The organism is Sphingomonas crocodyli, assembly GCF_004005865.1.
Lineage (GTDB): Bacteria > Pseudomonadota > Alphaproteobacteria > Sphingomonadales > Sphingomonadaceae > Rhizorhabdus > Rhizorhabdus crocodyli.
On the sequence record NZ_SACN01000001.1, the window covers coordinates 189,203 to 214,353 of the forward strand.

General features: G+C 66.1%; 32 protein-coding genes, 1 tRNA gene and 1 pseudogene. 11 read left to right on the forward strand and 23 right to left on the reverse strand.

From position 1 onward, the window contains the following. Position 1: 1 nt before the first annotated feature. Positions 2–448, reverse strand: a complete 447-nt coding sequence (locus EOD43_RS00915; protein ID WP_127740209.1) for a MarR family winged helix-turn-helix transcriptional regulator — start codon at positions 446–448, stop codon at positions 2–4. 58 nt (positions 449–506) lie between these two features. Between EOD43_RS00915 and EOD43_RS00920 the strand changes: the two genes are divergently transcribed. Both EOD43_RS00920 and EOD43_RS00925 read left to right on the forward strand, forming a co-directional pair. Continuing rightward, positions 507–1,244: a DUF899 domain-containing protein gene (locus EOD43_RS00920; RefSeq protein ID WP_127740211.1), complete on the forward strand. Its 738-nt coding sequence runs from the start codon at positions 507–509 to the stop codon at positions 1,242–1,244. A 10-nt stretch (positions 1,245–1,254) separates the two neighbouring features. Beyond that, entirely contained in the window at positions 1,255–2,010 is a 756-nt protein-coding gene (locus tag EOD43_RS00925) for a VOC family protein (RefSeq protein ID WP_127740213.1), read from the forward strand. A gap of 66 nt (positions 2,011–2,076) precedes the next feature. Here EOD43_RS00925 and rplL read toward each other — a convergent pair whose 3' ends face one another. Both rplL and rplJ read right to left on the reverse strand, forming a co-directional pair. Continuing rightward, positions 2,077–2,460 carry a 50S ribosomal protein L7/L12 gene (gene rplL, locus EOD43_RS00930; RefSeq protein ID WP_127740215.1) on the reverse strand — a complete coding sequence of 128 codons (384 nt, stop codon included), beginning with the start codon at positions 2,458–2,460 and terminating at the stop codon, positions 2,077–2,079. Between the two features lie 63 nt (positions 2,461–2,523). Then, positions 2,524–3,039, reverse strand: a complete 516-nt coding sequence (rplJ, locus tag EOD43_RS00935) for a 50S ribosomal protein L10 (RefSeq protein ID WP_127740217.1) — start codon at positions 3,037–3,039, stop codon at positions 2,524–2,526. Positions 3,040–3,423: 384 nt separating this feature from the next. On the opposite strand from rplJ, the gene EOD43_RS00940 reads away from it, so the two are divergent. Beyond that, positions 3,424–4,176, forward strand: a complete 753-nt coding sequence (locus EOD43_RS00940) for a hypothetical protein (RefSeq protein WP_127740219.1) — start codon at positions 3,424–3,426, stop codon at positions 4,174–4,176. 31 nt (positions 4,177–4,207) lie between these two features. Here EOD43_RS00940 and EOD43_RS00945 read toward each other — a convergent pair whose 3' ends face one another. The 8 genes from EOD43_RS00945 to EOD43_RS00980 all read right to left on the reverse strand — a co-directional run bounded on the left by EOD43_RS00945 (position 4,208) and on the right by EOD43_RS00980 (position 10,828). Next, positions 4,208–5,635, reverse strand: a complete 1,428-nt coding sequence (locus EOD43_RS00945) for a M20/M25/M40 family metallo-hydrolase (RefSeq protein WP_127740221.1) — start codon at positions 5,633–5,635, stop codon at positions 4,208–4,210. 474 nt (positions 5,636–6,109) lie between these two features. Beyond that, positions 6,110–6,808, reverse strand: a complete 699-nt coding sequence (rplA, locus tag EOD43_RS00950; RefSeq protein ID WP_127740223.1) for a 50S ribosomal protein L1 — start codon at positions 6,806–6,808, stop codon at positions 6,110–6,112. A 4-nt stretch (positions 6,809–6,812) separates the two neighbouring features. Further along, positions 6,813–7,244 (reverse strand): 50S ribosomal protein L11, encoded by a 432-nt coding sequence (gene rplK / locus EOD43_RS00955; protein WP_127740225.1) that lies wholly within the window; start codon positions 7,242–7,244, stop codon positions 6,813–6,815. 134 nt (positions 7,245–7,378) lie between these two features. Then, a complete protein-coding gene (gene nusG, locus EOD43_RS00960) occupies positions 7,379–7,918 on the reverse strand; it encodes a transcription termination/antitermination protein NusG (protein ID WP_127740227.1) in 540 nt (179 codons plus the stop codon). A 14-nt stretch (positions 7,919–7,932) separates the two neighbouring features. Continuing rightward, positions 7,933–8,130 carry a preprotein translocase subunit SecE gene (secE, locus tag EOD43_RS00965; RefSeq protein ID WP_127740229.1) on the reverse strand — a complete coding sequence of 66 codons (198 nt, stop codon included), beginning with the start codon at positions 8,128–8,130 and terminating at the stop codon, positions 7,933–7,935. 102 nt (positions 8,131–8,232) lie between these two features. Further along, positions 8,233–8,308: transfer RNA gene (locus EOD43_RS00970), tRNA-Trp, on the reverse strand. A 67-nt stretch (positions 8,309–8,375) separates the two neighbouring features. Then, entirely contained in the window at positions 8,376–9,086 is a 711-nt protein-coding gene (locus tag EOD43_RS00975; protein ID WP_127740231.1) for a hypothetical protein, read from the reverse strand. Between the two features lie 17 nt (positions 9,087–9,103). Next, positions 9,104–10,828: a fatty acyl-AMP ligase gene (locus tag EOD43_RS00980; protein ID WP_127740233.1), complete on the reverse strand. Its 1,725-nt coding sequence runs from the start codon at positions 10,826–10,828 to the stop codon at positions 9,104–9,106. A 176-nt stretch (positions 10,829–11,004) separates the two neighbouring features. Here EOD43_RS00980 and EOD43_RS00985 point away from each other — a divergent pair, with 176 nt between their 5' ends. From EOD43_RS00985 to EOD43_RS01010, 6 genes and pseudogenes are all read left to right on the forward strand, one after another. Continuing rightward, positions 11,005–11,538 (forward strand): regulatory protein RecX, encoded by a 534-nt coding sequence (locus tag EOD43_RS00985; protein WP_206363470.1) that lies wholly within the window; start codon positions 11,005–11,007, stop codon positions 11,536–11,538. Positions 11,539–11,655: 117 nt separating this feature from the next. Then, positions 11,656–12,222 (forward strand): cold-shock protein, encoded by a 567-nt coding sequence (locus EOD43_RS00990; RefSeq protein ID WP_240653031.1) that lies wholly within the window; start codon positions 11,656–11,658, stop codon positions 12,220–12,222. A 5-nt stretch (positions 12,223–12,227) separates the two neighbouring features. Further along, positions 12,228–12,701 carry a DUF192 domain-containing protein gene (locus EOD43_RS00995; RefSeq protein WP_127740239.1) on the forward strand — a complete coding sequence of 158 codons (474 nt, stop codon included), beginning with the start codon at positions 12,228–12,230 and terminating at the stop codon, positions 12,699–12,701. A 55-nt stretch (positions 12,702–12,756) separates the two neighbouring features. Further along, positions 12,757–13,146 carry an NADH:ubiquinone oxidoreductase subunit NDUFA12 gene (locus EOD43_RS01000; protein WP_127740241.1) on the forward strand — a complete coding sequence of 130 codons (390 nt, stop codon included), beginning with the start codon at positions 12,757–12,759 and terminating at the stop codon, positions 13,144–13,146. A gap of 37 nt (positions 13,147–13,183) precedes the next feature. Beyond that, positions 13,184–13,675, forward strand: coding sequence for an outer membrane lipid asymmetry maintenance protein MlaD (gene mlaD / locus EOD43_RS01005; RefSeq protein ID WP_127740243.1), 492 nt, complete (start codon positions 13,184–13,186; stop codon positions 13,673–13,675). Further along, positions 13,672–14,157, forward strand: a pseudogene (locus EOD43_RS01010) (DUF2155 domain-containing protein); the annotation flags it as partial. The gene mlaD and the pseudogene EOD43_RS01010, both read left to right, overlap by 4 nt. A gap of 35 nt (positions 14,158–14,192) precedes the next feature. Here EOD43_RS01010 and aat read toward each other — a convergent pair. Further along, entirely contained in the window at positions 14,193–14,909 is a 717-nt protein-coding gene (gene aat, locus EOD43_RS01015) for a leucyl/phenylalanyl-tRNA--protein transferase (protein WP_127740245.1), read from the reverse strand. Between the two features lie 77 nt (positions 14,910–14,986). On the opposite strand from aat, the gene EOD43_RS01020 reads away from it, so the two are divergent. Continuing rightward, on the forward strand, positions 14,987–15,520 hold the full coding sequence (locus EOD43_RS01020) for a nuclear transport factor 2 family protein (RefSeq protein ID WP_164857051.1): 534 nt from the start codon (positions 14,987–14,989) through the stop codon (positions 15,518–15,520). On the opposite strand, the gene EOD43_RS01025 is transcribed toward EOD43_RS01020, so the two are convergent. Then, positions 15,517–16,044 carry a DUF2306 domain-containing protein gene (locus tag EOD43_RS01025; protein WP_127740249.1) on the reverse strand — a complete coding sequence of 176 codons (528 nt, stop codon included), beginning with the start codon at positions 16,042–16,044 and terminating at the stop codon, positions 15,517–15,519. The two genes, EOD43_RS01020 and EOD43_RS01025, sit on opposite strands and share 4 nt — an antisense overlap. A 24-nt stretch (positions 16,045–16,068) precedes the next feature. Between EOD43_RS01025 and EOD43_RS01030 the strand changes: the two genes are divergently transcribed. Beyond that, positions 16,069–16,965: a LytR/AlgR family response regulator transcription factor gene (locus tag EOD43_RS01030; RefSeq protein WP_240653032.1), complete on the forward strand. Its 897-nt coding sequence runs from the start codon at positions 16,069–16,071 to the stop codon at positions 16,963–16,965. Here EOD43_RS01030 and EOD43_RS01035 read toward each other — a convergent pair. The 10 genes from EOD43_RS01035 to EOD43_RS01080 all read right to left on the reverse strand — a co-directional run bounded on the left by EOD43_RS01035 (position 16,962) and on the right by EOD43_RS01080 (position 24,999). Next, a complete protein-coding gene (locus EOD43_RS01035) occupies positions 16,962–17,351 on the reverse strand; it encodes a hypothetical protein (RefSeq protein WP_240653033.1) in 390 nt (129 codons plus the stop codon). The genes EOD43_RS01030 and EOD43_RS01035 overlap by 4 nt on opposite strands. Before the next feature lie 59 nt (positions 17,352–17,410). Next, the gene (locus EOD43_RS01040) at positions 17,411–17,803 is read right to left on the reverse strand and encodes a hypothetical protein (RefSeq protein WP_127740253.1); all 393 of its coding nucleotides are present in this window, start codon (positions 17,801–17,803) and stop codon (positions 17,411–17,413) included. Positions 17,804–17,832: 29 nt separating this feature from the next. Continuing rightward, the gene (locus EOD43_RS01045) at positions 17,833–18,336 is read right to left on the reverse strand and encodes a demethoxyubiquinone hydroxylase family protein (protein WP_127740255.1); all 504 of its coding nucleotides are present in this window, start codon (positions 18,334–18,336) and stop codon (positions 17,833–17,835) included. Beyond that, positions 18,333–18,800 carry a disulfide bond formation protein B gene (locus tag EOD43_RS01050; protein ID WP_127740257.1) on the reverse strand — a complete coding sequence of 156 codons (468 nt, stop codon included), beginning with the start codon at positions 18,798–18,800 and terminating at the stop codon, positions 18,333–18,335. Before EOD43_RS01050 ends, EOD43_RS01045 begins: the two co-directional genes overlap by 4 nt. A gap of 79 nt (positions 18,801–18,879) precedes the next feature. Then, positions 18,880–20,226 (reverse strand): S41 family peptidase, encoded by a 1,347-nt coding sequence (locus EOD43_RS01055; RefSeq protein WP_127740259.1) that lies wholly within the window; start codon positions 20,224–20,226, stop codon positions 18,880–18,882. Positions 20,227–20,356: 130 nt separating this feature from the next. Beyond that, the gene (locus EOD43_RS01060; RefSeq protein WP_240653034.1) at positions 20,357–21,541 is read right to left on the reverse strand and encodes a murein hydrolase activator EnvC family protein; all 1,185 of its coding nucleotides are present in this window, start codon (positions 21,539–21,541) and stop codon (positions 20,357–20,359) included. Beyond that, positions 21,531–21,953 (reverse strand): 23S rRNA (pseudouridine(1915)-N(3))-methyltransferase RlmH, encoded by a 423-nt coding sequence (locus EOD43_RS01065; RefSeq protein WP_127740263.1) that lies wholly within the window; start codon positions 21,951–21,953, stop codon positions 21,531–21,533. The genes EOD43_RS01060 and EOD43_RS01065 overlap by 11 nt, the downstream gene beginning before the upstream one ends. A gap of 21 nt (positions 21,954–21,974) precedes the next feature. Continuing rightward, positions 21,975–22,304, reverse strand: coding sequence for a ribosome silencing factor (rsfS, locus tag EOD43_RS01070; protein ID WP_240653214.1), 330 nt, complete (start codon positions 22,302–22,304; stop codon positions 21,975–21,977). A 77-nt stretch (positions 22,305–22,381) separates the two neighbouring features. Then, entirely contained in the window at positions 22,382–23,029 is a 648-nt protein-coding gene (locus EOD43_RS01075) for a nicotinate-nucleotide adenylyltransferase (RefSeq protein WP_127740265.1), read from the reverse strand. After that, entirely contained in the window at positions 23,029–24,999 is a 1,971-nt protein-coding gene (locus tag EOD43_RS01080; protein WP_127740267.1) for an OPT family oligopeptide transporter, read from the reverse strand. The genes EOD43_RS01075 and EOD43_RS01080 overlap by 1 nt, the downstream gene beginning before the upstream one ends. Between the last annotated feature and the right edge of the window lie 152 nt (positions 25,000–25,151).

The window sequence follows — 25,151 nt, forward strand, 5'->3', positions numbered from 1 at the left end:
ATCAGGCCGCGATCTTCACCAGATTGCCGCGCAGCGCATCGGCCACGCCATCGCCCATCGCCGCCTCGATCGCGCCATGATGTTCGACCCAGATCGGCACCGCGCGTGCGAGCAGTGCCTCGCCATCGGGCGTCAGCGTCAGTTCGCGCGCGCGCTTGTCGCTTTCGGACACCGCGACCTTGAGGAGTCCGCGCCGTTCGAGCGGCTTGAGCGCGGCGGTGAGCGAGGTGCGGTCCATCCCCAGCAAGGCGGAAAGCGGCCCCATCGGAGCGGGGCCGGGCCGATTGAGCGCCATCAGCAGCGAGAATTGCTGGTTGGTGAGGCCCAGACCCTTCAGTGCCTGATCGAAATGCCGCGCCAGCATCCGCGCCGCGCGCTGCACATGCAGGCACAGGCAATGATCGCGCACATGGATCGTCGTCTCGAAGGGAACCGGTCGTTTTGACATGACCTATTTAGGTTGATATCAACTCAAAAGTCAAGAGTCGCGAAGAGGAGAGGTCCGAATGCCCGACCACAAGATCGTCGACCACGAGGCCTGGCTGGAAGCGCGCAAGGCGCTGCTCGATCTGGAGCGCGAAGAGACGCATCTGCGCGATCGCGTCAACGCCGCCCGCCTCGCACTGCCGTGGGAGCGGGTGGAGAAGGACTATCGCTTCGAGACGCCGGACGGCGCCGCGTCGCTCGGCGATCTGTTCGCAGGGCGCCGCCAGTTGATCGTCTATCACTTCATGCTCGGGCCGGGCTGGGCGGCGGGATGCCCTGGCTGCTCGTTCATCGGCGACCATATCGACGGCACGCTCGTCCACCTGAACAATCACGACGTCAGCTGGGTCGCGGTGTCGCGCGCGCCGATGGCGGAGATCGCGGCCTATAAGGCGCGGATGGGCTGGCGCTTCCCGTGGGTTTCGTCGCACGGATCGGACTTCAATTACGACTTCAACGTCTCCTTCACGCCCGAGCAGATGGCGAGCGGGACGATCGACTATAATTACGAAGCCCTCCCCTCCGATCAGGGGCATGACGAGCTGCACGGGATGAGCAGCTTCTGGCGCGATCCCGATGCGAGCCTGTTCCACACCTATTCGAGCTATGCGCGCGGGATCGAAAACTGGATGTCGACGATGATGATCCTCGATCGCGCGCCGCTCGGTCGCAACGAGACGGGGACCATGAGCTTCCTCAAGCGCCACGACGAATATGCGGCGGCCCCCGTCCATTCCTGCTGTCACGCCGCCGAATAAGGAGAGCACGATGCCCAACCAATTCTGCTGGTACGAACTGATCACCAGCGATCCGCAAGCCGCCAAGACCTTCTATGGCGCGGTGGCGGGATGGACCTTCACCGATTCCGGCCTGCCCGGCATGGATTATTCGATCATCCACGCGAACGGCGTGCCGCTGGGCGGGGTGATGAGCCTGGAAAACGGCCCGCCGCCGAGCTGGTTCGGCTATGTCGCGGTCGACGATGTCGATGGCTATGCCGACAAGGTCAAAGCTGCGGGCGGCACCGTCCATATGGGGCCGAGCGACATTCCGCAGGTCGGCCGCTTCGCGATGGTGGCCGATCCGCAGGGCGCGCCCTTCGTCCTGTTCAAGGGGCTGCCCGGCATGGACATGGCACTGCCGCCCTTCATGACCGCCGGATCGATCAGCTGGCACGAACTGAACACGAGCGACTGGGAGGCGGGCTTCGCCTTCTATTCGGGGCTGTTCGGCTGGACCAAGGATACCCCCGTCGACATGGGGCCGATGGGCACATACCAATTGTTCGCCGCAGGCGGGAATGCGATCGGCGGCATGTTCAACATCGGGTCGGATAAGCCGCACTGGCTCTATTATATCGGCTGCGACGATATCGACGCGGCCGAGGCGCGGGTGAAGGCGGCGGGCGGCACCGTGCCCGAAGGGCCGATGGAGGTGCCGGGCGGCGCCTGGGTGATCCCCGCGATCGATCCGCAAGGCGCCTTGTTCGCGATGGTCGGCATGCGACCCAATCCGCCGGCTTAAGGCAAAGGAAAAGGGCGGCCCCGAGAGGCCGCCCTTCCTGTTCTTGTCGCCGAAGCGAGAAGAAGCTTACTTGAGGTCGACGGTCGCACCGGCTTCTTCGAGCTGCTTCTTGAGCTTCTCGGCTTCGTCCTTGCTGACGCCTTCCTTGACAGCCTTCGGAGCCGACTCGACGAGAGCCTTGGCTTCGGTCAGGCCCAGGCCGGTGATGGCGCGGACTTCCTTGATGACGTTGATCTTCTTGCCACCGTCGCCGGTGAGGATCACGTCGAACTCGGTCTTCTCTTCAGCAGCGGCAGCGCCACCGCCGGCGCCGCCAGCGGCCGGAGCCGCAACCGCGACGGCCGCAGCGGCCGAAACGCCCCACTTCTCTTCGAGGAGCTTCGAGAGCTCCGCGGCTTCGAGAACGGTGAGAGCCGAAAGATCGTCAACAAGCTTCTGCAGGTCAGCCATGTGTAGTCTCCATACGGGGCATCGCGCCCCAAAGTGTTTCGTTCAATCGATGGATATCGAAGATCAGGCGTCTTCTTTGGCGGCGTATGCGCCAAACACCCGGGCAAGCTGGCCAGCCGGCGCCTGCACGATCTGAACGACCTTGGTCGCGGGAGCCTGAACCAGGCCCACGATCTTGGCGCGCAGCTCGTCGAGCGACGGCAGTTCGGCCAGCGCCTTCACGCCAGCGACATCGAGGACGGTTTCGCCCATCGCACCACCCACGATTTCCAACTTGTCGTTGGTCTTCGCGAAATCGACGATCACCTTGGCCGGAGCCACGGGATCGACGGAGGTGCTCAGAGCGGTCGGACCCACCAGCAGATCATTGATCGCGCTGTAGGACGTGCCCTCGGTGGCAATCTTGGCGAGCTTGTTCTTCGAAACCTTGTAGCTGGCACCGGCTTCGCGCATCTTCGTACGCAGCGCAGTCGACTGCGCCACGGTCAGGCCGAGATTGCGGGTGATGATCACCACGCTCGTGCCTTCGAAGGTGCTCTTCAGTTCGGCGACCAGCTCGGTCTTCTGAGCCCGATCCATGCCTTACTCCTTCAAACCACCTCGGCAGAACATCCGCCGAAGTTTTGAGCCACGGAGCAAAAACGCCGCTCCATGACCCGTCCGAGGGGTCGGTCGCCTGGCCGGGCACACTTAGGAGCGCGGCAGACCCGGGCAGATGCCCGGTAAAACTTTTCCCCGTCTAGGCAGGGCATTAAGCGGGGCAAATCCCCCGCACCTGCTGTCTCGGACGGCACAGGCCCGAATCACCCGAAAGGATGCTCCGAAACCATGAGGCGCGGCCCCTACAGGATCGGGGGAGCCTTGTCGACTCCCAGCGCGGCCCCCTGCGCCTTTCGCCACGATGACCGGAGCGGGCTTTGCCCCGTTGCGGGCGGCCGAGCGGCAGTTTAACGCGCCTTTGTGATGCGCGCGGCACTGTTACGATTCTCGGCCGACCCGCATGCCCCTTCGGTGCGCCGCCGCGCCGTCACCCTGATCATCGTCGCATTTATCCACGCGCTGCTGCTGTGGGCGTTCCTGACGCTCGCCCCCGCCGCCGATCTGCGCAAGTCGGGCCTGCTCAAGAACTTCTCCCTGATCCAGATCGACGGCGAGAAGCAGGAGGAGAAGAAGGCCGCCCGCGCGCAGAAGGAGCAGGAGAAGACGCCGACCGTCTCCGTCCAGCAGGCGGCCGCCCCCAGCGTCCCGCCGCCCACGCCCGAAACCCGCGCGCTCAACATGATCGTCGTCACCAGCGACGAGTTTCGCGCGGGCGACATCGCCAATCTGCCGCGATCGGGCGCCGCCGCGGGCAATGCGCAGGTCGCCGAGGGCGGCGACGCCATGTCGCAGGGCGCGCGCGCACCCAATGGCGAGCGACTGTACGACGCCGCCTGGTATCGCGAGCCGACCGACGCCGAAATGGCGACCTACATGCCCAAGCGCCAGATCCCCGACGGCGCGTGGGGCGACGTCTATTGCCGCACGGCGCCCGACTGGCGGGTCGAGGATTGCCACGAGCTCGACGAATCCCCGCCCGGAACCGGCCTCGCCCGCGCGGTGCGGCTCGCCTCCTGGCAGTTCAAGGTCCGCCCCCCGCGCGTGGGCGGCAAGACCCTGATCGGCAGCTGGGTCCGCATCCGGTTCAACATTTCCAACAGCAAGAAGCCGGATTGATGATCCTCCCACCGGGGGAGGATCTCTTTCCTCAATCCATCTCGGCGTAGGTCTTGACCAGTTCGGTCAGGAAATCGCGGCCGACGAAGACCGAGCGGACCGAGCGGCGTTCGTTGAGGCCGTGGGCGCCATTGCCGTCGGGATCGCCCCACCCGCCCGGCGCGCCGTAAACCGGGATACCGATCGCCGCGAGGAAGATGCCGTCGGTCCCGCCGGTCGACATGGACGGGATCAGCGGCACGCCCGGATAATATTTGGCGACCAGCTTTTCGGCCGGGCCGACGATCTTCGGGTCGAGGGGCGGCGGCACCGCCGGCGGGCGGATCGGCGGAACCAGGCTGATCTTCACCTTCGGATCGCCGATCACCTCCGTCAGCTTCGCCTGCACCTGTTCGACGCTTTCGCCGGGGAAGATGCGGCAGTTGATGTTGGCGGTCGCATGCTGCGGCAACGCGTTATTGGCATGGCCGCCATCGAGCAGGGTCGCGACGCAGGTGGTGCGCAGCATCGAATGGAAGCTGCGATCGGTCGACAAGGTCGCCGCCGCCTCCGCATCGGCCGGGTTCTTCGAAATGGCGAGCATCGCCGCGCCCATCGCATCCTTCCGCGACGCGCCAAGCTTGGCGAAATAGGCGCGGGTCGTGTCGCTGAGCGTTACGGGAAACTCGAAATCGCGCACCTTCGCGATCGCATCGGACAGCTCGTAGATCGCATTGTCGCGGATCGGGACCGAGCTGTGCCCGCCCGCATTGAACGTCTCGATCTTGTAATTCTGGACCGCCTTCTCGCCGACCTGGATCGATTGCGAGACGACCTTGCCATGCCCGTCACTGCGCCCGCCGCCGCCTTCGTTGAGCGCGAATTCGGCCGCAATCAGATCGGGCTTGTTCTTCGCCAGCCAATCGGCGCCGTTGAAGGCGTAGGTCGTCTCCTCACCGCAGGTGAGCGCGAGCTTGATCGTGCGCTTGGGCACCTGCCCCGATTTACGCATCCGCGCGAGGATATCGACCCAGGTCGCGTCCATCGCCTTCATGTCGGATGTGCCGCGCGCGTAAAAATAGCCGTTCTCCTCGATCAGGGTGAACGGATCGCGGGTCCAATCCTCGCGCTTCGCCTCGACCACGTCGAGATGGCCGAGCAGCAGCATCGGCTTCACGGTCTTCGAACGGCCCTGAAGGATCGCGACGAGGCCGCCTTCCTTGGGATTTTCGGGCGTGGCGAACAGGGTCAGCTCGCTGTCCTTGAACCCGGCGGTCTTCAGATGCGCGGCCATCTTCTCGGCCGCCAACGTGCAGCTGCCCGCCGACAGGGTCGTGTTGGTTTCGACCAGTTCCTTATAGAGCGCGCGAAACTCGACCTGATCGGGGCGCAGCGGCCCCATCGGCGGCCCGGCATCCTGCGCCAGCGCAGGCGCCGCCACCAGCGCGCTCGCCGCCATCAACTTCGCCCATGCCCGCATGCTGCCCGCCCTCTTCATGTCCCTGATGATGCCATCAAAGCACATCGGCAGGGCGCGACGGAAGGGGCGATTCAGAGGGCGCACGATTCGGCGAAAGTTGTCAAACTTGTCACTACGTCGGCTTCGGAATCGCTTCCCCGATACGGCCCGGTGACATGATGCACGCCGAAGGTGGGGTAGTTCGACATGCGATCTGCGTAACGCCGGGCGGGCATGTAGGACAGCGCCTGCTCTATGTTCGTCACCCCGGACTTGATCCGGGGTCCCGCTTCTTTGCTCCCTCTCCTCCTCGCGACGATAAAAGAAGAAAGAAGACCCTCATCCAAACCTTCTCCCGCACGCGGGAGAAGGCTTCAGAAGGAAGAAGCGGGACCCCGGATCAAGTCCGGGGTGACGGTTTGAGGATAGAAGGCGCGCAAACAAAAAGGGCCGGGATTGCTCCCGGCCCTCTCTGTTTCGAAAGGCGTGAACCTATCAGGCGGCCGAAACGTCGGCGACGTCGAGCTTGATGCCCGCGCCCATCGTCGAGCTGATGGCGGCCTTCTTGAGGTACTTGCCCTTGGCGCCGGCCGGCTTCGCCTTGACGATCGCGTCGACGAAGGCGTCGAAGTTGGCGCGCAGGTCTTCCGCCGGGAACGACGCCTTGCCGATGCCCGAGTGGATGATGCCGGCCTTTTCGACGCGGAACTCGACCTGACCGCCCTTGGCGGCCTTCACGGCCTCACCGACGTTCATGGTCACCGTGCCCAGCTTCGGGTTCGGCATGAGGCCCTTCGGACCCAGGATCTTACCCAGGCGGCCGACGAGGCCCATCATGTCCGGGGTCGCGATGCAGCGATCGAAATCGACCGTGCCGCCCTGGATCTGTTCGAGCAGGTCTTCGGCACCGACGACTTCGGCGCCGGCGGCCTTGGCTTCGTCAGCCTTGGCGCCGCGCGCGAACACGCCGACGCGAACGTCCTTGCCGGTGCCCTTGGGCAGCGTGACGACGCCGCGGACCATCTGGTCGGCGTGCCGCGGATCGACGCCGAGATTCAGCGCGACTTCGATCGTCTCGTCGAACTTCGAGGTGGCGTTGCTCTTGGCGATCGCGATCGCTTCATCGACGCCGTACAGCTTGTTCGCGTCGACCGAGGCGGCCTGGTTCTTCTGCTTCTTGCTCAGCTTGGCCATCGAATCAGCCCTCCACCACTTCGAGGCCCATCGCGCGGGCCGAGCCTTCGATGATGCGGGTCGCCGCGTCGATGTCGTTCGCGTTCAGATCCTTCATCTTGATGTTCGCGATGTCGGCCAGCTGCGAACGCTTGATCTTGCCGGCGCTTTCCTTGCCAGGCGCCTTCGAGCCCGACTTCAGGTTGAGCGCCTTCTTGATCAGATAGGTCGCCGGCGGGGTCTTCGTCTCGAATGAGAAGCTGCGGTCGGCATACACGGTGATCTTGGTCGGCAGCGGGGTGCCGACTTCCTGATCCGCAGTCGCGGCGTTGAACGCCTTGCAGAATTCCATGATGTTGACGCCGCGCTGACCGAGCGCGGGGCCGATCGGCGGCGACGGGTTCGCCTTGCCGGCCGGAACCTGCAGGTTGATATAACCTGTAATCTTCTTAGCCATGTTTCACTCACTCTGTAGAGGCGATGCCCGAAGGCGCCGCCGGTTCAAGTTTAGCGGTTCATGCGGCGGCCGAAGCCCCCTCCCGCGAACATCCCGGCCGAAGCCGGAATTCATTGTGCACCCGAGGGCGCGAATTACTTGACGCGCTCGACCTGCTCGAACTCGAGCTCGACCGGGGTCGCGCGGCCGAAGATCGACACCGACACCTTGACGCGGCTGCGATCGAAATCGAGCTCCTCGACGGTGCCGTTGAAGCTGGCGAAGGGGCCGTCGAGCACCTTGACCTGATCGCCGATCTCGTAATCGACCTTGAGCTTCGCCTTGGGCGCAGCGGCGGCCGCTTCTTCCTTGGTGTTCAGGATGCGCGCCGCTTCAGCTTCGCTGATCGGCTGCGGCTTGCCCGAAGAGCCCAGGAAGCCCGTCACCTTCGGCGTGTTCTTCACCAGGTGATAGACGTCGTCGTTCATGCTCAGCTTCGCCAGCACATAGCCGGGGAAGAACTTGCGATCCGACGTGATCTTCTTGCCGCGGCGAACCTCGGTGATCTTTTCGGTCGGAACCTCGACAGCCTCGACGAGCTGTTCAAGGCCCAGGCGCGTCGCATCGGCGAGGATGGCTTCCTTCACCTTGTTTTCGAAGCCCGAATAGGCGTGAATGATGTACCAGCGCGCCACGCGATCCGTATCCCTTAGCCCAGCAGCGACAGCAGCATCTGAACGATGCGGCTGAACAGCTGGTCGATGCCGAAGAAGAACAGGCCAAGCACCATCGTCATGATGCCGACCATGACCGTGGTCATGATCGTTTCCTTGCGGCTGGGCCACACGACCTTCGCGGTCTCGGCCTTGACCTGCTGGATGAACTCGCCCGGTGAAGTCTTCGCCACCAACAAACCTTCCTAATAGCGACACGAGGCCGCGATCCGCCTTTCAAGCCTTTCGGCCGGCGAACCTGACCTCGTCTCTCTCGCGATCCAACATCCAAAGGATGGCAGGAGTGCACGGACTCGAACCGTGGGCCCTCGGTTTTGGAGACCGATGCTCTACCAACTGAGCTACACTCCTCCGGATCGGAGACGGCGGCACATAGCGGTGCGACCATCCAAGCGCAAGTGGCTGGGAGCGCGCAGGATCAGGGTTTATAGACGATCTTGTCTTCCGCCACATCCCATCCGGCGCCGCCCTTGCCGTCGGCAGTGAAGGTGACGGGAACGGCGATTCGGTGGCCGCACGGCGCGAAGCTCCAAACCTCGCTCCACGATCCCTTGTAACGCAGGCCCAGCCGGTCGGGCGACAGATCGGCACTGCGACTGGCGACGCGCACCGCGACCGGGGCGATTCCCACCGGCTTGCAGCGCGGATCGGACAGCGCGAGCTTTGCGAGGGCAGGCCGGACGATCGCGGGCATCACCGCGCGAGCGAGCGAGGGCCAGGCAAGCCCTTCGCCGCGCCCGTCATAAAAGGCGCTCAGCGACTGCCCGTCCGCGCCGCGCAGGACGAGGATGCGGGCAGGGTCTTCGTCGGGGCAATTCTCGACCGTCGCCGAGACCAGCCAGCCATTTTCGATCCGCCCTGCGACGATCGCCTGCGTCACGAAATTGTCGAGCGTGACGGGGCGCAGCACGCCCAGCTTCACAGCGGCGGGCATGCAGCCGCCGCGCCGTTCGGCATCGACGCGCAGCACATCGGCGACGGCGCGCGCCAGCGGCTCGCCCTCGGGCAGCGGCTTGGCGTTGATCGCGTCGAGCTGGCGCGCCATTTCCTGCGCCCCCGCCATCGGATCGAGCGGGGCGGCGGCGGCCGGGACGGCCAGGGCTATGAGAACGAGGAGGAGAGCGCGCATGCGCCCTCTATGCCCGATCAGGCCGCGATGTCGTAGCCCTGGATCTCGCCCGCCAGATAGAGGTTGCGCGCCTTGGCGCGGCTGAGCTTGCCCGAGCTGGTCTTCGGCAGGGTGCGCGGCGGCACCAGTTCGACGACGCAGTGCATGCCGGTGATCGCGCGCACCTTCTCACGAATCTGTTCGCGCAGGCGGGCACGCTCCTCGGGGTCCGACGTGCGGCACTGGACGAGGACGGCGGGGGTTTCCTCGCCGCCTGGCGTCGTGATCGCGAAGGCGGCGATGTCGCCCGCCTTGAAGCCCGGCAATTGCTCCACGGCCCATTCGATATCCTGGGGCCAATGGTTCTTGCCGTTGATGATGATCATGTCCTTGGCGCGGCCGACGATGTAGATATAGCCGTCCGAAATGTAGGCCATGTCGCCGGTGTCGAGCCAGTCGTCGACCATGCAGGCGGCGGTCGCTTCGTCGTCGCGAAAATAGCCGGTCATGATCGACGGGCCCTTCGCCCACAGCTTGCCGATCATCTTTTCGGGCAGGACGGCGCCGTCTTCGTCGCGAATCTCGACGGCCATGTCGCGCACCGGCTTGCCGCAATTGACGATCGAGCGGAAGCGGCGCGGGCGATCCTGGCTATGGTCGCCACCCGACAGCTGGGTCTCCTCGACCAGTTCGACGCGGATGCCTTCACCCGGCGGCATGATCGAGACGGCGAGGGTCGCTTCGGCCAGGCCGTAGCTGGGCAGGAAGGCATTGGCCTTGAACCCCGCCTCGGCAAAGGCATCGACGAAGGCCTGCATCACGTCCGGACGGATCATGTCCGCGCCGTTGCCGGCAAGCCGCCAGCGCGACAGATCGAAGCGGTCGGCCGCCTTGGTCTGGCTCGACATGCGGCGTGCGCAGATATCGTAGCCGAAGGTCGGCGAATAGCTGATGCTCGTGCCCTCGTTCCGGCTGATCATGTCGAGCCAGGCGAGCGGACGGCGGGCGAAATCCTCGGTCTTCAGATAGTCGGTCGACACCTGGTTCGCGACCGGCGACAGGAAGCAGCCGACCAGACCCATGTCGTGATACCAGGGCAGCCACGAAATGCAGCGATCACCGTCCACCAGTTCCATGCCATGCGAATGCGCGGCGAGATTGTTGAGCAGAGCGCGGTGCGTGACGGCGACGCCGTGGGGGAAGCGGGTCGATCCGCTCGAATATTGAAGATAGGCGATGTCGTCGCCATCGGCGCGGACCAGATCGACCGCCGGGGCGTCGGCCGCGTTGAAATCTTCGTAGGAGACGCTCTCCACGCCGCGCTGCGCGCCCGCGGCACCCGCCATTTCGGCGAGTTCGGCCGGGAACAGGAACAGGCGCGGGTCCGACGAGCCGAGCTGGACCGCCAGCTGATCGATATAGCTGTCCTTGCCGCCGAAGCTGGTCGGTAGCGGCAGCGGCACCGGCCACGCACGCGCATAGACCGCACCGAAGAAGGCCACCGCGAAATCGACACCGGTTTCGGCGACCAGCGCGATGCGATCGCCAGGCGCAATGCCCGCGGCGATCAGGCGATGCGCGTGGACGATCGCATCCGCACGCAGTTCGGCGAAGCTGTACGGGCGCGCCAGATTGCCGCGCGCATCATGAAAATTGAGGCCGCGCACGCCGCTGGCGGCATAATCGAGCGCCTCATCGAGCGTGTCGAAGTCGGCGAAACGTCGGGCAAGCGTGTCGGTCGTCGGCGTCGGCACAAGGGCCATGATCGTTCTTTTCCTCACTCGATCGGGGTCGTCCGCGCCGCGCAAAACCGGCATTTTCTGCCGATATTCGCGCGCGGAAACCCGGTCGGGTTAATGGGCCCAAGGCCCGCAATGTTACGCTTTTACAATCGCTCCCGCGTTCAAAATCCGGCCCGACTGTGGCACAAAGATGGCGCATGCCATACGAAACCCGAAAGCCGCGCCCCTATGACCGCGCCGGCCTCGACAGGATAGCCCTCGCTTATGTCGGCCGTTATGCGACGACGCGCGCCAAGCTGGCGGACTATCTGCGCCGCAAGCTGCGGGAGCATGGCTGGGCCGGGGAAGGGCCGGCGCCGGTCGACGCGATCGTCGATCGGATGCGCGAGCTGCGCTACGTCGACGACGAAAGCTTTGCCCGATCGCGCGCCGACTCGCTGTCACGGCGCGGCTATGGCGGACGCCGGATCGCCGCCGCGCTCGCCGCCGCCGGGATCGATCGCGATGTGGCGGCAGACGCCGCGCCCGACGAGGAACAGGCCGAAGCCGCCGCGATCGCCTTTGCCCGGCGCAAGCGGATCGGCCCCTTCGCCACCGGCACGGTTGATCGCGAATCGCGGAACCGCGCGCTTGCGGCGATGCTTCGCGCAGGACATAACCCCGCGATCGCACGGCGGATCATCGATCTCGATCCGTCCCTCGACGGGACCGAATTGGATGATTGGCCGTAAAAACATCGATTGAAATCGAGTTATAAGCAGCTTCGTTTCACAAATGTTATATGTTAACTTAGCCGGTAAAGGGCAGGTGTTTCGATAATGAACGAACAGTCGGTTGCGTCCCTATCCATGCGCGATTCCGGCGATGTCGCCGACGACGGTCGTCTTGTGTCTGCAGCCAATGAACCTGCCGAAACCGTAGTCGGTGCGGTCAAGTGGTTCGACGCCACCCGCGGCTTCGGTTTCATTGCGGCCGATGGCGGGCGCGGCGACGTTCTGGTCCACTTCTCGGTTCTGCGCGATCATGGCCGCCGGACATTGCCCGAAGGCGCGCGCGTGGCTTGCGAAGTCGTGGCGCGCGATCGCGGCCTGCAGGCGCGCCGCATCCTGGCAATCGACCTGTCAACCGCGACCGGCCCCGATCCCGATCTGATCGCCCGCCGCAATGCCGACCGCGTCGATCCGATCGCGCTGATCGACGATGCCGGCGAGCCCGAGCCCGTGATCGTTAAATGGTTCAACCGGCTGAAGGGTTACGGCTTCGTCGTGCGCGACGGCGATACGCAGGACATCTTCGTCCATATGGAGACGGTGCGCCGTGCCGGCCTCGCCGATCTCCTTCCCGAAACGCGGATGCGCGCGCGGATCGCCGCGGGCCGCAAGGGGCCGCTCGCGGTCGAACTGATCACGGACTGATTTCCATGCTGCGTTTTCGTATTGCCGTGGCGCTCGCCTGCGCGACGCTGGCTGCCTGTGCGCCGACCGCCACCACCGCCGCCAAGGCCGACGCGAAGGCGGCGGTTCCGCTGACGATCAAGACGGCGACGGGCGAACGCCATTTCCTGGTCGAGGTCGCGCGCACTTTTGAAGAGCAGGAGCGCGGGCTGATGTTTCGCACCAGCCTGCCCCCGCAGGGCGGCATGATCTTCCCGATGGTGCCCAATCGGGTGGCGACCTTCTGGATGAAGAACACGCTGATCCAGCTCGACATGATCTTCATCCGCGCCGACGGCACGATCGCGCGGATCGCGACCGCCCAGCCCGAGACGCTCGACACGGTCGATTCGGGCGAGCCGGTCGCCGCGGTGCTCGAAATCGTGGGCGGCGGCGCGGCCAAGGCCGGGATTGCCGAGGGTGATCGCGTGATCTGGGCCGATCCCGCCCGCCATCACTGATATTGCACGCGCCCCTATATTGCGTAGGGGCGGTTATCCGGGCTAAGCGGCGCTCATGGGTCTGCTCAAATCGATCTTCACCTGGTGGGACGGCGCCACGATCGGCACGCGTCTCTTCAGCAGCCGCAACGGCACCCGCGTTGGCGAGGATGCGCTGGGCAACGTCTATTTCGAAGGGGGTACGACCACCGACGGCCGCAAGCGCCGCTGGGTGATCTACAACGGTTCGAACGACGCCAGCCGCGTGCCCGCCGAATGGCACACCTGGCTGCACCACACGACCGACATCACCCCCGATCAGCTGCCGGCCCCGCGCACCTGGCAGAAGCAGCCCTTGCCCAACCTGACGGGCACCGAGGCCGCTTATCTTCCGTCGGGCGCGATGGAACGCGGCGGCGTGCGCGCTGCGGCGACCGGCGATTATGAGGCATGGTCGCCCAATTGAGGCGCCGCCAGAACTTCCAGGAAGGCTCCCGACCACAATGAAGGCTGTGCTGCGCGATCATCTGGGCGAGGCCTTTGTCGGCCTGTTCGTCGTCGTCTTCGCGGCGTGGTTCGTCTGGTTCGCCTGGGGGCAGACCGGCGGCGGCACGAAGGCGGGCGCGATCCATGTCGCGGCGCTGTTCCCGAATTCGAGCGGGATCAACGTGGGCAGCGACGTACGCGTCGCGGGCATGAAGGTGGGCACAGTCACCCAGCAGACGCTGGACCCGCAAAGCTTTCAGGTGAAGCTGACCCTCGCGATCGATCCGTCGGTCAAGCTGCCAGCCGACAGCAGTGCGGCCGTGACGTCCGAAGGTTTCCTCGGCTCCAACTTCGTCGCGCTCATCCCCGGCGGCGACACCGTGCCGCTGAAGGATGGCGACACGATCGCCGACACGCAGGGCGCGATGGACCTGATGAGCATGGTCGGTCAGTTCATCAACAAGTCCGGCGACGCCAAGGCTGACGCGCCGGCCGACGCCACGAAATGAACCGGACAACGCTGGGCGCGCTGACGCTCGGCATCGCGGTGCTGGGCGCGGCCGGGCTGGTAGCCTGGGAAGCCGACGCCTTCCAGCAGGCCGAGATCGAGGCGGTGCCCGACGAAGCGGCGGCCGCTGCCGCCGCGCCGGCGCCTGCCGCCCCGGCCGAGGAAGAGGCGCCTGCCGCCGAAGCGCCCAAGGAAGTCGCCAAAGCCCCCGTTCCCGCCGATACGCCGCTGGCGACGGCCGAGACTCCTTTGAACGAACGCGTCGCCGTGCTGGGCCTGCTCAACAAGCGCAACGGGGAATCGCGCGAACTGACGCTGCGCCCCGGACAGGCCGTGCGCGTGCGCGACGTGATCGTCCGCCTCGCATCGTGCGAGACGACCGCGCCGTGGGAGGACCAGAAGCTGACCGGCGCCTTCGTGCAACTGGATGTTCAGCGGCGCGAGGGCGGCTATCGCCGCGCTTTCTCCGGCTGGCTCTACAAGGAATCGCCGTCGCTGAACGCGGTGCAGGATCCGGTTTACGACGTCTGGCCCAAGAGCTGCACGATGACGCATCCCGATATCGGCCCGGCGACGGTGCGCGTTTCGGGATCGACCGCGCCGTCGATCGCGAAGAAGTCCGCCCCCGCCCAGCCGGTCGATGCCGAAGCGCCCGCGCCGACCCCCAGCGCCGAATCGAGCAACGCGACATAGGCATCGCGGCTCACCTCCACCGCGCCCAGCGAGGCGAGGTGATCGGTGATGAACTGGCAATCGAGCAGCTGAAACCCGCCGACGCGCATCCGCGCGACGAGATGCGCGAGCGCGACCTTCGACGCGTCGCTTTCCCGACTGAACATGCTTTCGCCGAAAAAGGCGCGGCCCAGCGTGACGCCGTAGAGCCCGCCGACCAGTTTCCCGTCGCGCCACGTTTCGATCGAATGGGCATGGCCGCGCCGGTGGAGATCGGCATAGGCGGTCTCGATCGCGGGGTTGATCCAGGTGTCGGGCCGCCCCTCCGTGCTCTCCGCGCACATCGCGACCACTTCGGAAAAGGCACGATCGGCGGTGACGGTGAAGCGATCGGACCGCAACGTCTTCGCCAGCGAGCGTGACAGGCGGAATCCGTCGAGGGGAAGGACGCCGCGCATCTTGGGTTCGACCCAGAATACGTCATCGGCCCCCCGGCTGTCGGCCATAGGGAAGACGCCGATCGAATAGGCGCGCAACAGCAGCTCGGGATCTATGACTTTCATCCGGCTCCTTCGGAAAACAGCCTATCCGACTGCCGATGATCCGCCAATATGGTAGGTTGGGAAAAAGGGAGAGTTTGATGCCGGCATCGCTTGCACCCCACCCCATGACTGTCGACGAAATGCTCGACAAGGCAGCGCTCGAACAGCTCAATTTCACCTATTGCCATGCCGTCGACCGGCAGGATTATGCGCTGGTCCGATCGCTCTATCACGATGATGCGACCGACGATCACGGGCCGATGTTCCGCGGATCGGCCGATGGCTATGTCGCCTGGCTCCCCACGATCCTGTCGAAATGGCAGCTGTCCGCGCACCGGCTGACCAACATGCTGTTCCTGGTCGATGGCGACGCGGCGGAAGGCGAGGTGTGCTTCACCGCCTATCATCGGCATCGCGACGGCGAGCGCGAATGGGTGGCGCATGGCCGCTATCTGGATCGTTATGCGAAGCGCGACGGCATCTGGCGCTATGCACACCGCACCGTCGTGCTCGACTGGAACGAGAAGCGCGCGTCGGTGCCCCGACCAACCGACGGCACGCTATTGGGTGCGCCCGATGCGAACGACCCGATCTATGCGCAGTTGCCGATGTTCGCAGGCCAGCGCGCTTAACCGAGCAGCCAGAGCGACATCAGCCGGCCGGGCAGGAAGGCGAACAGCCCCGGCAGGATCAGCCCGCCCAGATAGAAGCTGAGCATCACGCGCTTGTGCTTGTCGATCCGGCCCTGACGCGCGGTGCCGATCGCGCGGACCACCGCGAACAGCGTCAGCGGGATGAACAGGTGGAGGATGCTGAAGCCGCCGCCGTTGATGTTGCGGATGAAGATGGCCGACAGCGCGGTCGCCAGCATCAGCGCCATCCAGATCATCCCCAGCGTCCGATGCGAACGCCCGCCCTTGCGCCGGAGCATCAGGACGAGGCCCAGCGGCACCGCAGGGAGCACGACCACAAGGTGGATCGCGACCGCCGCCTGCTTCAGCGCGGGATGATCGGGCGCCATGCCCGCCGTCCAGCGCAGCACCGCGACGATCGACAGCATCGTCACCAGCCCGCCGCCCGCGATCATCGCGGCGCGCAGAAGCGGGTGGATGTCGGTCGGCAGGGGCTTGGGGGCGGTGGCGGGCAGGGTGGCCATGTCGGGGCGTCTCCATCGGGGTCGATGGCTTCCAACTGGCCGAAACCGGGCCTTGCGCAACGCCGCCTGCGTCGCCGGGCGGGTTGCTTCGCGGGCGGCGACGAACTGCCCGTTCACGAAGCGCGAACGGGCGGCTTGCATCGCACCCGCCGACAGGCGACCAAGCCGATCATGATCCTGCGCGGCTTCCTGATCGATCTGACGGTGATGGGATTCCTTGCCATCGCCTTCGCCCTGCTCGGCCCGTTCGGCACCTTTGCGATGCCGCTTTCGATCCGACTGCTCTACTGGCTGGTGCTGGCGATCGCCGGCTATGCGATCTTCTTCCCCGCGATGCGCTTCGTATCGGCGCGCGGCCCCGCGCTCGCGCTGCCGATGCCAGGCCTGTGGGCCGCGACCTGCCTGGCGATGAGCGCGCCGATGACCATCGTGGTCTGGCTTGCCAATCATATGGTGGGCGCGGACAGGCCGTTGGCGATCGACACGATCCTGACCCTCTATTTCTATATCGTGGTCGTGTCGGCGATCGTGTGCCTGATCTTCTGGTTCCGCCGCTCGCGCGCGGAGACCCCGATGCCGCAGGCCGACAGCGTCATGGCCGCGGCGGCGCCATCACCCTTCCTTGATCGCCTGCCGCCGCATCTGGGGCGCGATCTGATCGCGCTGGAGATGGAGGATCATTATGTCCGCGCGCACACGACCAGAGGATCGGACCTGATCCTGCTGCGGCTGCGCGACGCGGTCGCCGAACTCGGCGGGGTTGACGGCGCGCAGGTGCATCGCAGTTGGTGGGTCGCGCGCGACGCGATCGAGAAGGTGGCGCGCGACGGCCGTAACGTCCGGCTCGAACTGCGCGGCGGGCTGACCGCCCCCGTCGCGCGGAACGTCGTTCCGGAACTGCGCGAGCAGGGCTGGCTTTAGGGCTTTTCGGCCGCCGCCTCCGCGCGGTCGGCGGCACGCTGCGCGCGCATGAAATCCTGGAACTGGCGGAAGCAGCCGGTCTGGCCGTTGGTGCCGATCGGCGAGCAGCTGTTGGGCAGGCCCTGTTTCGACACCACGTCCATCGTGCGGGCGCGCGCGACCCAGCTTTCGACGGGCGCGTCCTTCTTGCGCTTGTCGCGCAGCGCCTTGGGGATGCGGTAACGCTCGCTTTCGGGCTGGCGCGCGCAGACGACGATCTCGTCATCCTTGCTGCGCGGGCACGGATCGTTGCCGAACACCACCAGCGTCGAAATCTGCGCCGGCGGCGGTTCGGGCGTGACGGCCGGCACCGATGCGGCGGCGATCAGGAGGGGGAGGATCAGCATGATCGCAGCGGTGCGCCCGAACGGCTTTCGCGTATCTGAACGTTCAGACCCTCAGCGGATCAGAACTTGATCCCGCACTTCTTGCCGTCGGCCTTATCCTCGTCGCACGCCTTGCGCGCGAGTTCGCGGACGCAGCCATTCGCGCCGCCGGGGCCGATCGGCGAACAGCTGGTGACGCCGGTCTTGCCGACATATTCGAGGCTGCTGGCGCGATCGCCCCACGTCTCGTTCGCGCGCGAATCGGATTTGCGCAGCTCTTCGGGGATACGATAGCGCTCGCTCTCGGGCTTGCGCGAGCAGACGACGATTTCCTCGCCGCCGCTGGTCGGGCACTTGTCGTTGCCGTAGATCACGAGCACGCGCTCGCTGCGCTGGGCGGCGACGGGCGCGGTGACGCTGGGGAGGGCCAGCGCGATCAGAAGCGCCGGGGCGAAAGCACGAACCATCTTCATCGGCGTCATCCTAAGCTGCTGGTTCTTATCTATATGTGGCGCGACAGGTTGATGGCAATGCGGCAACCGAGCCTGATCGCCCCTGACAAAAGCGGATAGGCGGGCGCTTGTTCCGCACCATTGGCGATCGCGGTGTCGCGATGCTCGACCTCCTCGGCGCGGAACTCCGCGATCACGCCCGACAATTCGGGGTCGCTGTCGCCCAGCCGATCGAGCTGCTCGCCATAATGGCGATCGATCTCGGTCTCGATCGCGGCGGTGCAGGCCATCGCCGCCTTCGGCCCGATCAACGCGGTTGCCGCGCCCAGCGCGAAACCGGCGACGTTCCAGAAGGGCTGGAGCAAGGTGGGCCGCACGCCGCGTTCGGCGATCAAGGCGTCGAAGCGTTCGCGGTGAACCTCCTCCTGCGCCGCCATGCGCGCGATCGATCCGGCCATCGGATGGCGGCCGCCCATGATCGCAAGCTGCCCGGCATAGATGCGGGTCGCGCCGTACTCGCCGGCCTGATCGACGCGGATGATCTCGTCTTTCATCGCCCCCTCCACCACAAAAAGATGCCCAGCCCGCCCAGGATCGAGATGATCGCGTTGAAGCCGGCCAGCGAGATACCGAACAGGGTCCACTGCGCCACATCGCACTGGATCATCGGGGTCGCCATGATCTGCGCGAGCATGTCGGCATGCGATCCGGTCGCCATCGTCGCGGCGCAGCGGGTGATGCCCGGCCACCAATGATATTCGACACCCGCATGGAAGACGCCGATCCCGCCGCTGACCAGCACCGCGACCAGCGCCAGCGCAACGAGGGCGCGGCCGATCCTGGCGGGGACGAGGAAGGCGAGGAACGCGAGGACGATCGCGGTATAATGCGGCCAGCGCTGCCAGTGGCACATCTCGCACGGGAACAGATGGCCGATATATTGCGAGCCGAGCGCGCCGGCCATCAGAGCGGCGGGCAGCGACAGGGTGGCGAGGCGCGCCTTGGCGAACGGTGTCATGGGGGCGGTATAGAAGCCCGCGTCACCAAAAATAAGCCCCTCCCTGCAAGGGAGGGGCTGTTCGGATCAGCGTATCAGATCAGCGACGCGCGCCGGTGCGTGCGCCCGACATCGCCGTCTTGAGCGCGGGCTGCGCCATGCGGGCGATCGTCTTGACCGCATAATCGAGCTGGAAGTCCTCGACGCCATCCTTCTTAAGCTGATCGGCGGTCAGGATGAAGCGGGGATCGGGCTTGCCGTCATCCTCGAGCACCTTGTCGTCGACCTTCGCCTCGTTGATAAGATGGCGGCGCAGATCGGCTTCGCGCAGGCGCGGGCGATCCTTGTAATCGGCATCCGACAGCTGCGGCACCGCGATGTCGGGATTGATCCCGCCTTCCTGCACCGAACGGCCCGACGGCGTGAAATAACGCGCCGTGGTGAGCTTGAGCGCGGTATCGTCCGACAGTTCGAGCACGGTCTGCACCGAACCCTTGCCGAAGCTGCGTTCGCCCATCACCAGCGCGCGCTTCTGATCCTGCAGCGCGCCCGCGACGATCTCGGCGGCCGAGGCCGAGCCGGCATCGACCAGCACGATGATCGGCAGGCCGTGGGCCAGATCGCCCGGCGTCGCGAAGCGGCGTTCGATATCGGTCTTCTCGCGGCCGCGCTGCGACACGATCTCGCCGCGTTCCAGGAAGATGTCCGACACGTCGATCGCCTGATCGAGCAGACCGCCGGGGTTCGAACGCAGATCGATCACATAGCCCAACGGATCGTGGCCGACCGTCTTCTGGATGCCCATGATCGCCGCCCGCACCGAATCGGCGGTGTTCGAATTGACGAAGGTGTTGATGTTGATGACGCCGACGCCGTTCTTCACCTCCCACTTGACCGGCTTGAGCTGGATCAGCTCGCGGGTCAGCGTGACGTCGAACGGCTTGTCGCGGCCGGGGCGGACGATCGTGAGCGTGATCTTGCTGCCCGGCTTGCCGCGCATCTGATCGACCGCCTCGTCCAGCGTGCCGCCATAGAGCAGGTTGGTGTTCAGGTGGGTGATATAGTCGCCCGCCTTCAGCCCCGCCTTCCACGCCGGCGTGTCTTCCTGCGGGGTCATGATCTTGACCGCGCCGTCCTCCATCGTGACCGAAAGGCCGAGGCCGCCATAGGCGCCCTGCGTCTGGGTGCGCATATTCTGCCGATCGCGGACGTCGAGATAGGAGCTGTGCGGATCGAGGCTGGCGAGCATGCCGTCGATCGCGCCCTTGATGAGCTTGCGATCGTCAACCTTGTCGACATAGTCGGTGCGGACGCGCTCGAACACCGACATGAACTGGTCGAGTTCTTTATAGGTGTTCATGTCCACCGCGCCGATGGCGGGGGCGAGCGTGGCGACCATCGCACCGGCGCCGAAAAGACCCAAACTACGCAACAGGCTCTTGTTCATCAGCTTCGTCGTCCAAGCATGAGGAAACGGGGATGCTACCGGCATCTCAGGGTTCAGGCAAATATCACGCGAACCTTGACCAGACATTGCACTTTGCGACGGGCGTTAGACTTTTGTCGCGCAAACCTGGTTAACGCGCCAGCAGGGGCACGATATCGACCGGGCTTCCGGCGTGACGCAGCTCGACCGTGATGCGCGGATCCGCGCCGTCCGCCGTGCCCAGCGGACTTCCCTGCAAAACCGACAATCCGGGGCGGATCGCGGCGACGCGCAAGCCGGTGACGAGCGTGGCCCAGCCGTCATTATGATCGATGATCACGATGCCCTTATAGCCGCGAAACGGCCCGGCATAAGCGATGCGGCCCGCGGCGGGGGCGACCACCTGCGCGGCGCGCGCGGTGGACAGCGTGATGCCGCGCGCCCGCACCCCCGAATCGCCGACCTCGCCCATGCCCGACACCAGCCGGCCGATCACCGGGAGGCGATAGGGCGGGGCGGCGGTGACGCCCGCCTGCATCAGCGTGTCGGGCGCGGTCGCCACCTGCCCCGGCACATTGGGGCGCAGGATCGGGCCGGACAGGTTCATCAGCCGATCGCGCACGTCGGACTGTTCGCCCAGCGTCTCGATCAGCTGGGCGATATCGTGCGCCCTTTCGCCCATCGCCAACACGCGATCCTGCTGCGCCATCGCATCGTCGACCAGCCCCTGCTGCTGCTGGCGCTGAACCGCCTCCAATCGGGCGAGCGCGGTGCGGCGGATGGCAAGCTGTTCGCGATCGTGGCGCAGTTCGGCGACCGCCGCGTCCGCCCGCCGCCGCAGCGCATCGGCACGGGCGACCTCGGCGCGCAAGCCTGCGGTCCGTTCGCGGATCACCGGCAGGGTCGATCCCAGCAAGGCGCGAACGTGGATCATGTCGTCGACCGATCCGGGCTGGACGAGCGCGAGCGCAGCGGGGCGGCGCGCCATCGTCTGCAATGCGGCGGTGAGCCGCACGACCGGCCCCTGCCGCTCGGCCAACCGCGCCCGCTGGATCGCGCGCAGCCGATCGATCAGGGCGACACGGCCTTTTGCGGCCTCGATCCGCGCCTCGGCCGCCTGGATCGCGGCGGCAGCGGCGACCTGATCGGCCTGCGATCGTTCGGCCGCCTTGCCCATCGCCTTCGCCTGCCGATCGAGATCGGTGGCGCGATGCTCCGCCGCCCTGGCCGATGCCTGCGCCGTCACCAAGGCACGCCGTTGCGCCACCACCGTCGGATCGGCGGCGGACAGCAGAATGGGGGCGAGCGCCCCGGCGAGAAGTGCCCTAGCCCTCACGATGATAAGGATGCCCGGCCAATATGCTGGTCGCGCGCCACAATTGTTCGGCCAGCATCGCGCGCGCCATCATGTGCGGCCACGTCATCCGCCCGAAGGCGATCAGCAGATCGGCATCCTTCCTTTGCGCATCGTCGAACCCGTCCGCCGCGCCGATGAGGAAGCGCGCCTCGCGCCGCCCGTCATCGCGCCAGCGGCCGAGCTTTTCCGCGAATATCGTCGAGGGAAGCTGTTCGCCCTTTTCATCGAGCATGATCAGCACGCTGTTGGGCGCGCGTTCGGGCATCTTGCCGCCGGTATCGGGCAATTCGGTGATGCGCGTCGGCCAGCCGATCCGCTTCATATAGCGATCGACCAGATCGGCCTCCGGGCTGCGCCCGATGCGCCCGCGCGCGACGATATGCAGCAGCACGGGCGCGTCAGAGGATGCGGATCAGGCTTGCGCCATCGTGGGGGCCGGCGCGTCGCCGAAATTCCACATCCGCTCAAGATTGTAGAAGCTGCGCACTTCCGGGCGGAACAGGTGGACGATGATGTCCCCCGCATCGATCAGCACCCAATCCGCCGTCGGCAGACCTTCGATCCGCACGGCACGGCCGGTCATCTGCTTGATCTTGTCGGCGAGCTTCGTCGCCATCGACGCGACCTGACGCGTCGACCGGCCGCTGGCGATCACCATGTGATCGGCGATCGACGACTTGCCGGCTAGCGGGATGCTGACCGTTTCCACGGCCTGGTCATCATCGAGCGACTGGAGCACCATCTGGTGCAGCGCGTCGATCGGGTCGGCATCATGAGCGGGCTCGTTCGGAGCCGGGGGCTCGATGCTACTTTGGGCGGTCAATGTGCCTCCTGATGTACCGGGATCGGCGGCGCGGCGGCACCGTCGGGACCCTTCTGATTATATGACAGATGCCAGCGCGGGTTGGCCGCCCTCAACTGCGTCGCCGACGCGGGATCGGGATAAAAGCGCAACAACACGAGCGCGGGCGGACTCCACGTCGTCCACTGCCTTGCCTGACTTGCGGGCCGGACGAAGCGCCGCAGCCAACCCATCGCCCTCGAAGCGCGGGCAGGGCCATCATACTCCGGTCGCGCGATCACGGCAATGGTGACCGTCCGCGCGATAGTCCGCCAATCACGCCACTTGTGAAACTGGACCAGATTGTCCGCCCCCATGATCCACACGAATCGGCGGTTGGGGAAACGGCGCACCAGTTTCTTCAGCGTATCGGCGGTGTAGCGTGTGCCCAGCCGCGCCTCGATCGTGGTGGGGCGGATTTTCGCGCGCGCGGCCATCTTGCGGGCGGAGGCATAGCGCGCGGCCATCGGCGCCATGTCCGATGCGCCGGCCTTCAGCGGATTGCCGGGGGAGACGAGCCACCACACCTCCTCCAGCCCCATCGCGTCCAGCGCGTGCAGGCTGATATGGCGGTGGCCGCGATGCGCGGGGTTGAAACTGCCGCCCAGCAATCCGGTGGGGATCATCAGGCCGCGGCCGCGCGATCGGCGGCGCGCGCCGTCCAGCGATAGAGACCCGCCAGCATCGCGACGACCAGCAAGGTGCCCGCCGCCATCGTCACGCCTTCATGGCCTTCGCCGATCAGGGCGAGCGGCGATCCGCTGTCGGTGCCGACGATCAGGCCCGCGAGCAGCACCCCGAACAGGCTTTCGCCGACGATGAAACCCGAAGCGAGCAGCACGCCCATGCGCTGCGAGATCGGATCGGGGCGCTTACGTTCGTAATAGTGGCCGATCAGCGCGCCGATCACGACCGGCAAAGTCACCGACATCGGCAGATAGATACCGATGCCGACCGCAAGCGGCGAAAGACGCAACCAACCCTTGCGCCCCATCACACCATCGAGCGCTACGAGCGCGAGGCCCAGCACTGCGCCGATGCCCACCATGTTCCAGGGAATATCACCCGCGCCCAGCACGCCGCGTGCCAGCGTGGAGATCAAAGTCGCCTGCGGGGCGGGCAGGGGATCGCGCGGATCGCCCGCCACGCCCGGCAGCGGCGCGAAGCCATAAGCGCCGTTGAGCAGATCGAGGATCGGTGGGATCACCGCCGCGCCCGCGATCGTGCCGACCATCAGGGCCACCTGCTGCTTCCACGGCGTCGCGCCGATCAGCTGGCCGGTCTTGAGATCCTGCAGATTGTCGTTGGCGATCACCGCGCAGGCAAGAACGAAGCTGGTCACGAACAAGGCGAAAGCGACAAGCTGCGGCACCGCATCGCCATTCACCAGCGGGCGGACGGCGACCGCCAGCAGCACCGCCGACCCCAGCACCGCCAGGATGGCGAGGCCCGAGACCGGGCTGTTCGACGATCCGATCAGCCCCGCCATATAGCCGCACACCGCCGCGACGAACGCGCCCGCGAGCAGGACGTAGAGCCAGAAGCCCAACGACAGCGGGATCGCATAGGCCGAGAGCGGCCCCTGCGCGACGAAATGCCAGAGCAGCCCGACGATCGGCAGCGCGGTGACGAGGGTGATCACGCCCATCCAGCCAACCGGCAGATCGCGTTCTTCGATCGGGAGGAGTTCGGCCGAATTCTTGCGCGCCTTGGAGGCAGCGGCCGCCGCCATCAGTCCGTTCCAGATCGGGCGGACGAGCTGACCCAGGGTCCAGATCGCCGCCGCGCCGATCACGCCCGCGCCCAGGAAGCGCACCTGTCCGCTCCACGCGCCCAAAGCAGCATCGGCGGCTTCGCCCGGCGTGGCGGCGATGAAGCTCAGGATCGGGGTCGCGATCCCGAAGGCGATGACGAGGCCGAGCAGCATCGCCATGCCGACCGACAGCCCGACGAGATGCCCTGCGCCGAGCAAAGCGAAGCTGAGCGAGCCCCAGAGACCCGTCGCGGCGCTCGTGCCCCCGATGCGGAACCATGTCGCCGCCTCCGCCGCGACCAGCTTGGTGGCCGAAAGGATCGCGAAGCCGATCGAGGCGAGCGAGCTGACGAGGATGACGCGCAGGCCGACCCGGCTCTCTTCCGCGCCCTCGCGCGTCTGCGTGCCGACGCGCAGCACTTCGGCCGCGGCGACGCCTTCGGGATAGGGCAGATCCGATCCGGTCACGAGCGCGCGGCGCAGCGGCACCGAGAGGACCACGCCCATCATCCCGCCCGATGCGCACAGCAGGAACGTCTGCCAGAAGGGGAAGCCCTGCCACCAGCCGACCATGATCAGGCCGGGCAGGACGAAGATCACCGACGCGATGCACCCCGCCGCCGACGCGACCGTCTGAACGATATTATTCTCGTGGATCGTGGCGTTGCGCACGAAGCGCAGCACCGCCATCGATATCACCGCCGCCGGGATCGACGTCGCGAAGGTCAGACCGACCTTGAGGCCCAGATAGACGTTCGCCGATGTGAAGACGAAGGTGATGAGGATGCCGAGGACGATACCCCGGACGGTCAGCTCGCGTGTCGCGGCGGGAAGGCTTGCCATGCGGGCATATTGGGGGAGGGCGACGGGAAAGGCAATTTGATCCTCCCCGGTACGGGGAGGGGGACCGCGAAGCGGTGGAGGGGGATCGTCACAGGCGATCCGCCCGGCCTCCTGCCCCCTCCGTCATGCCTGCGGCATGCCACCTCCCCGTG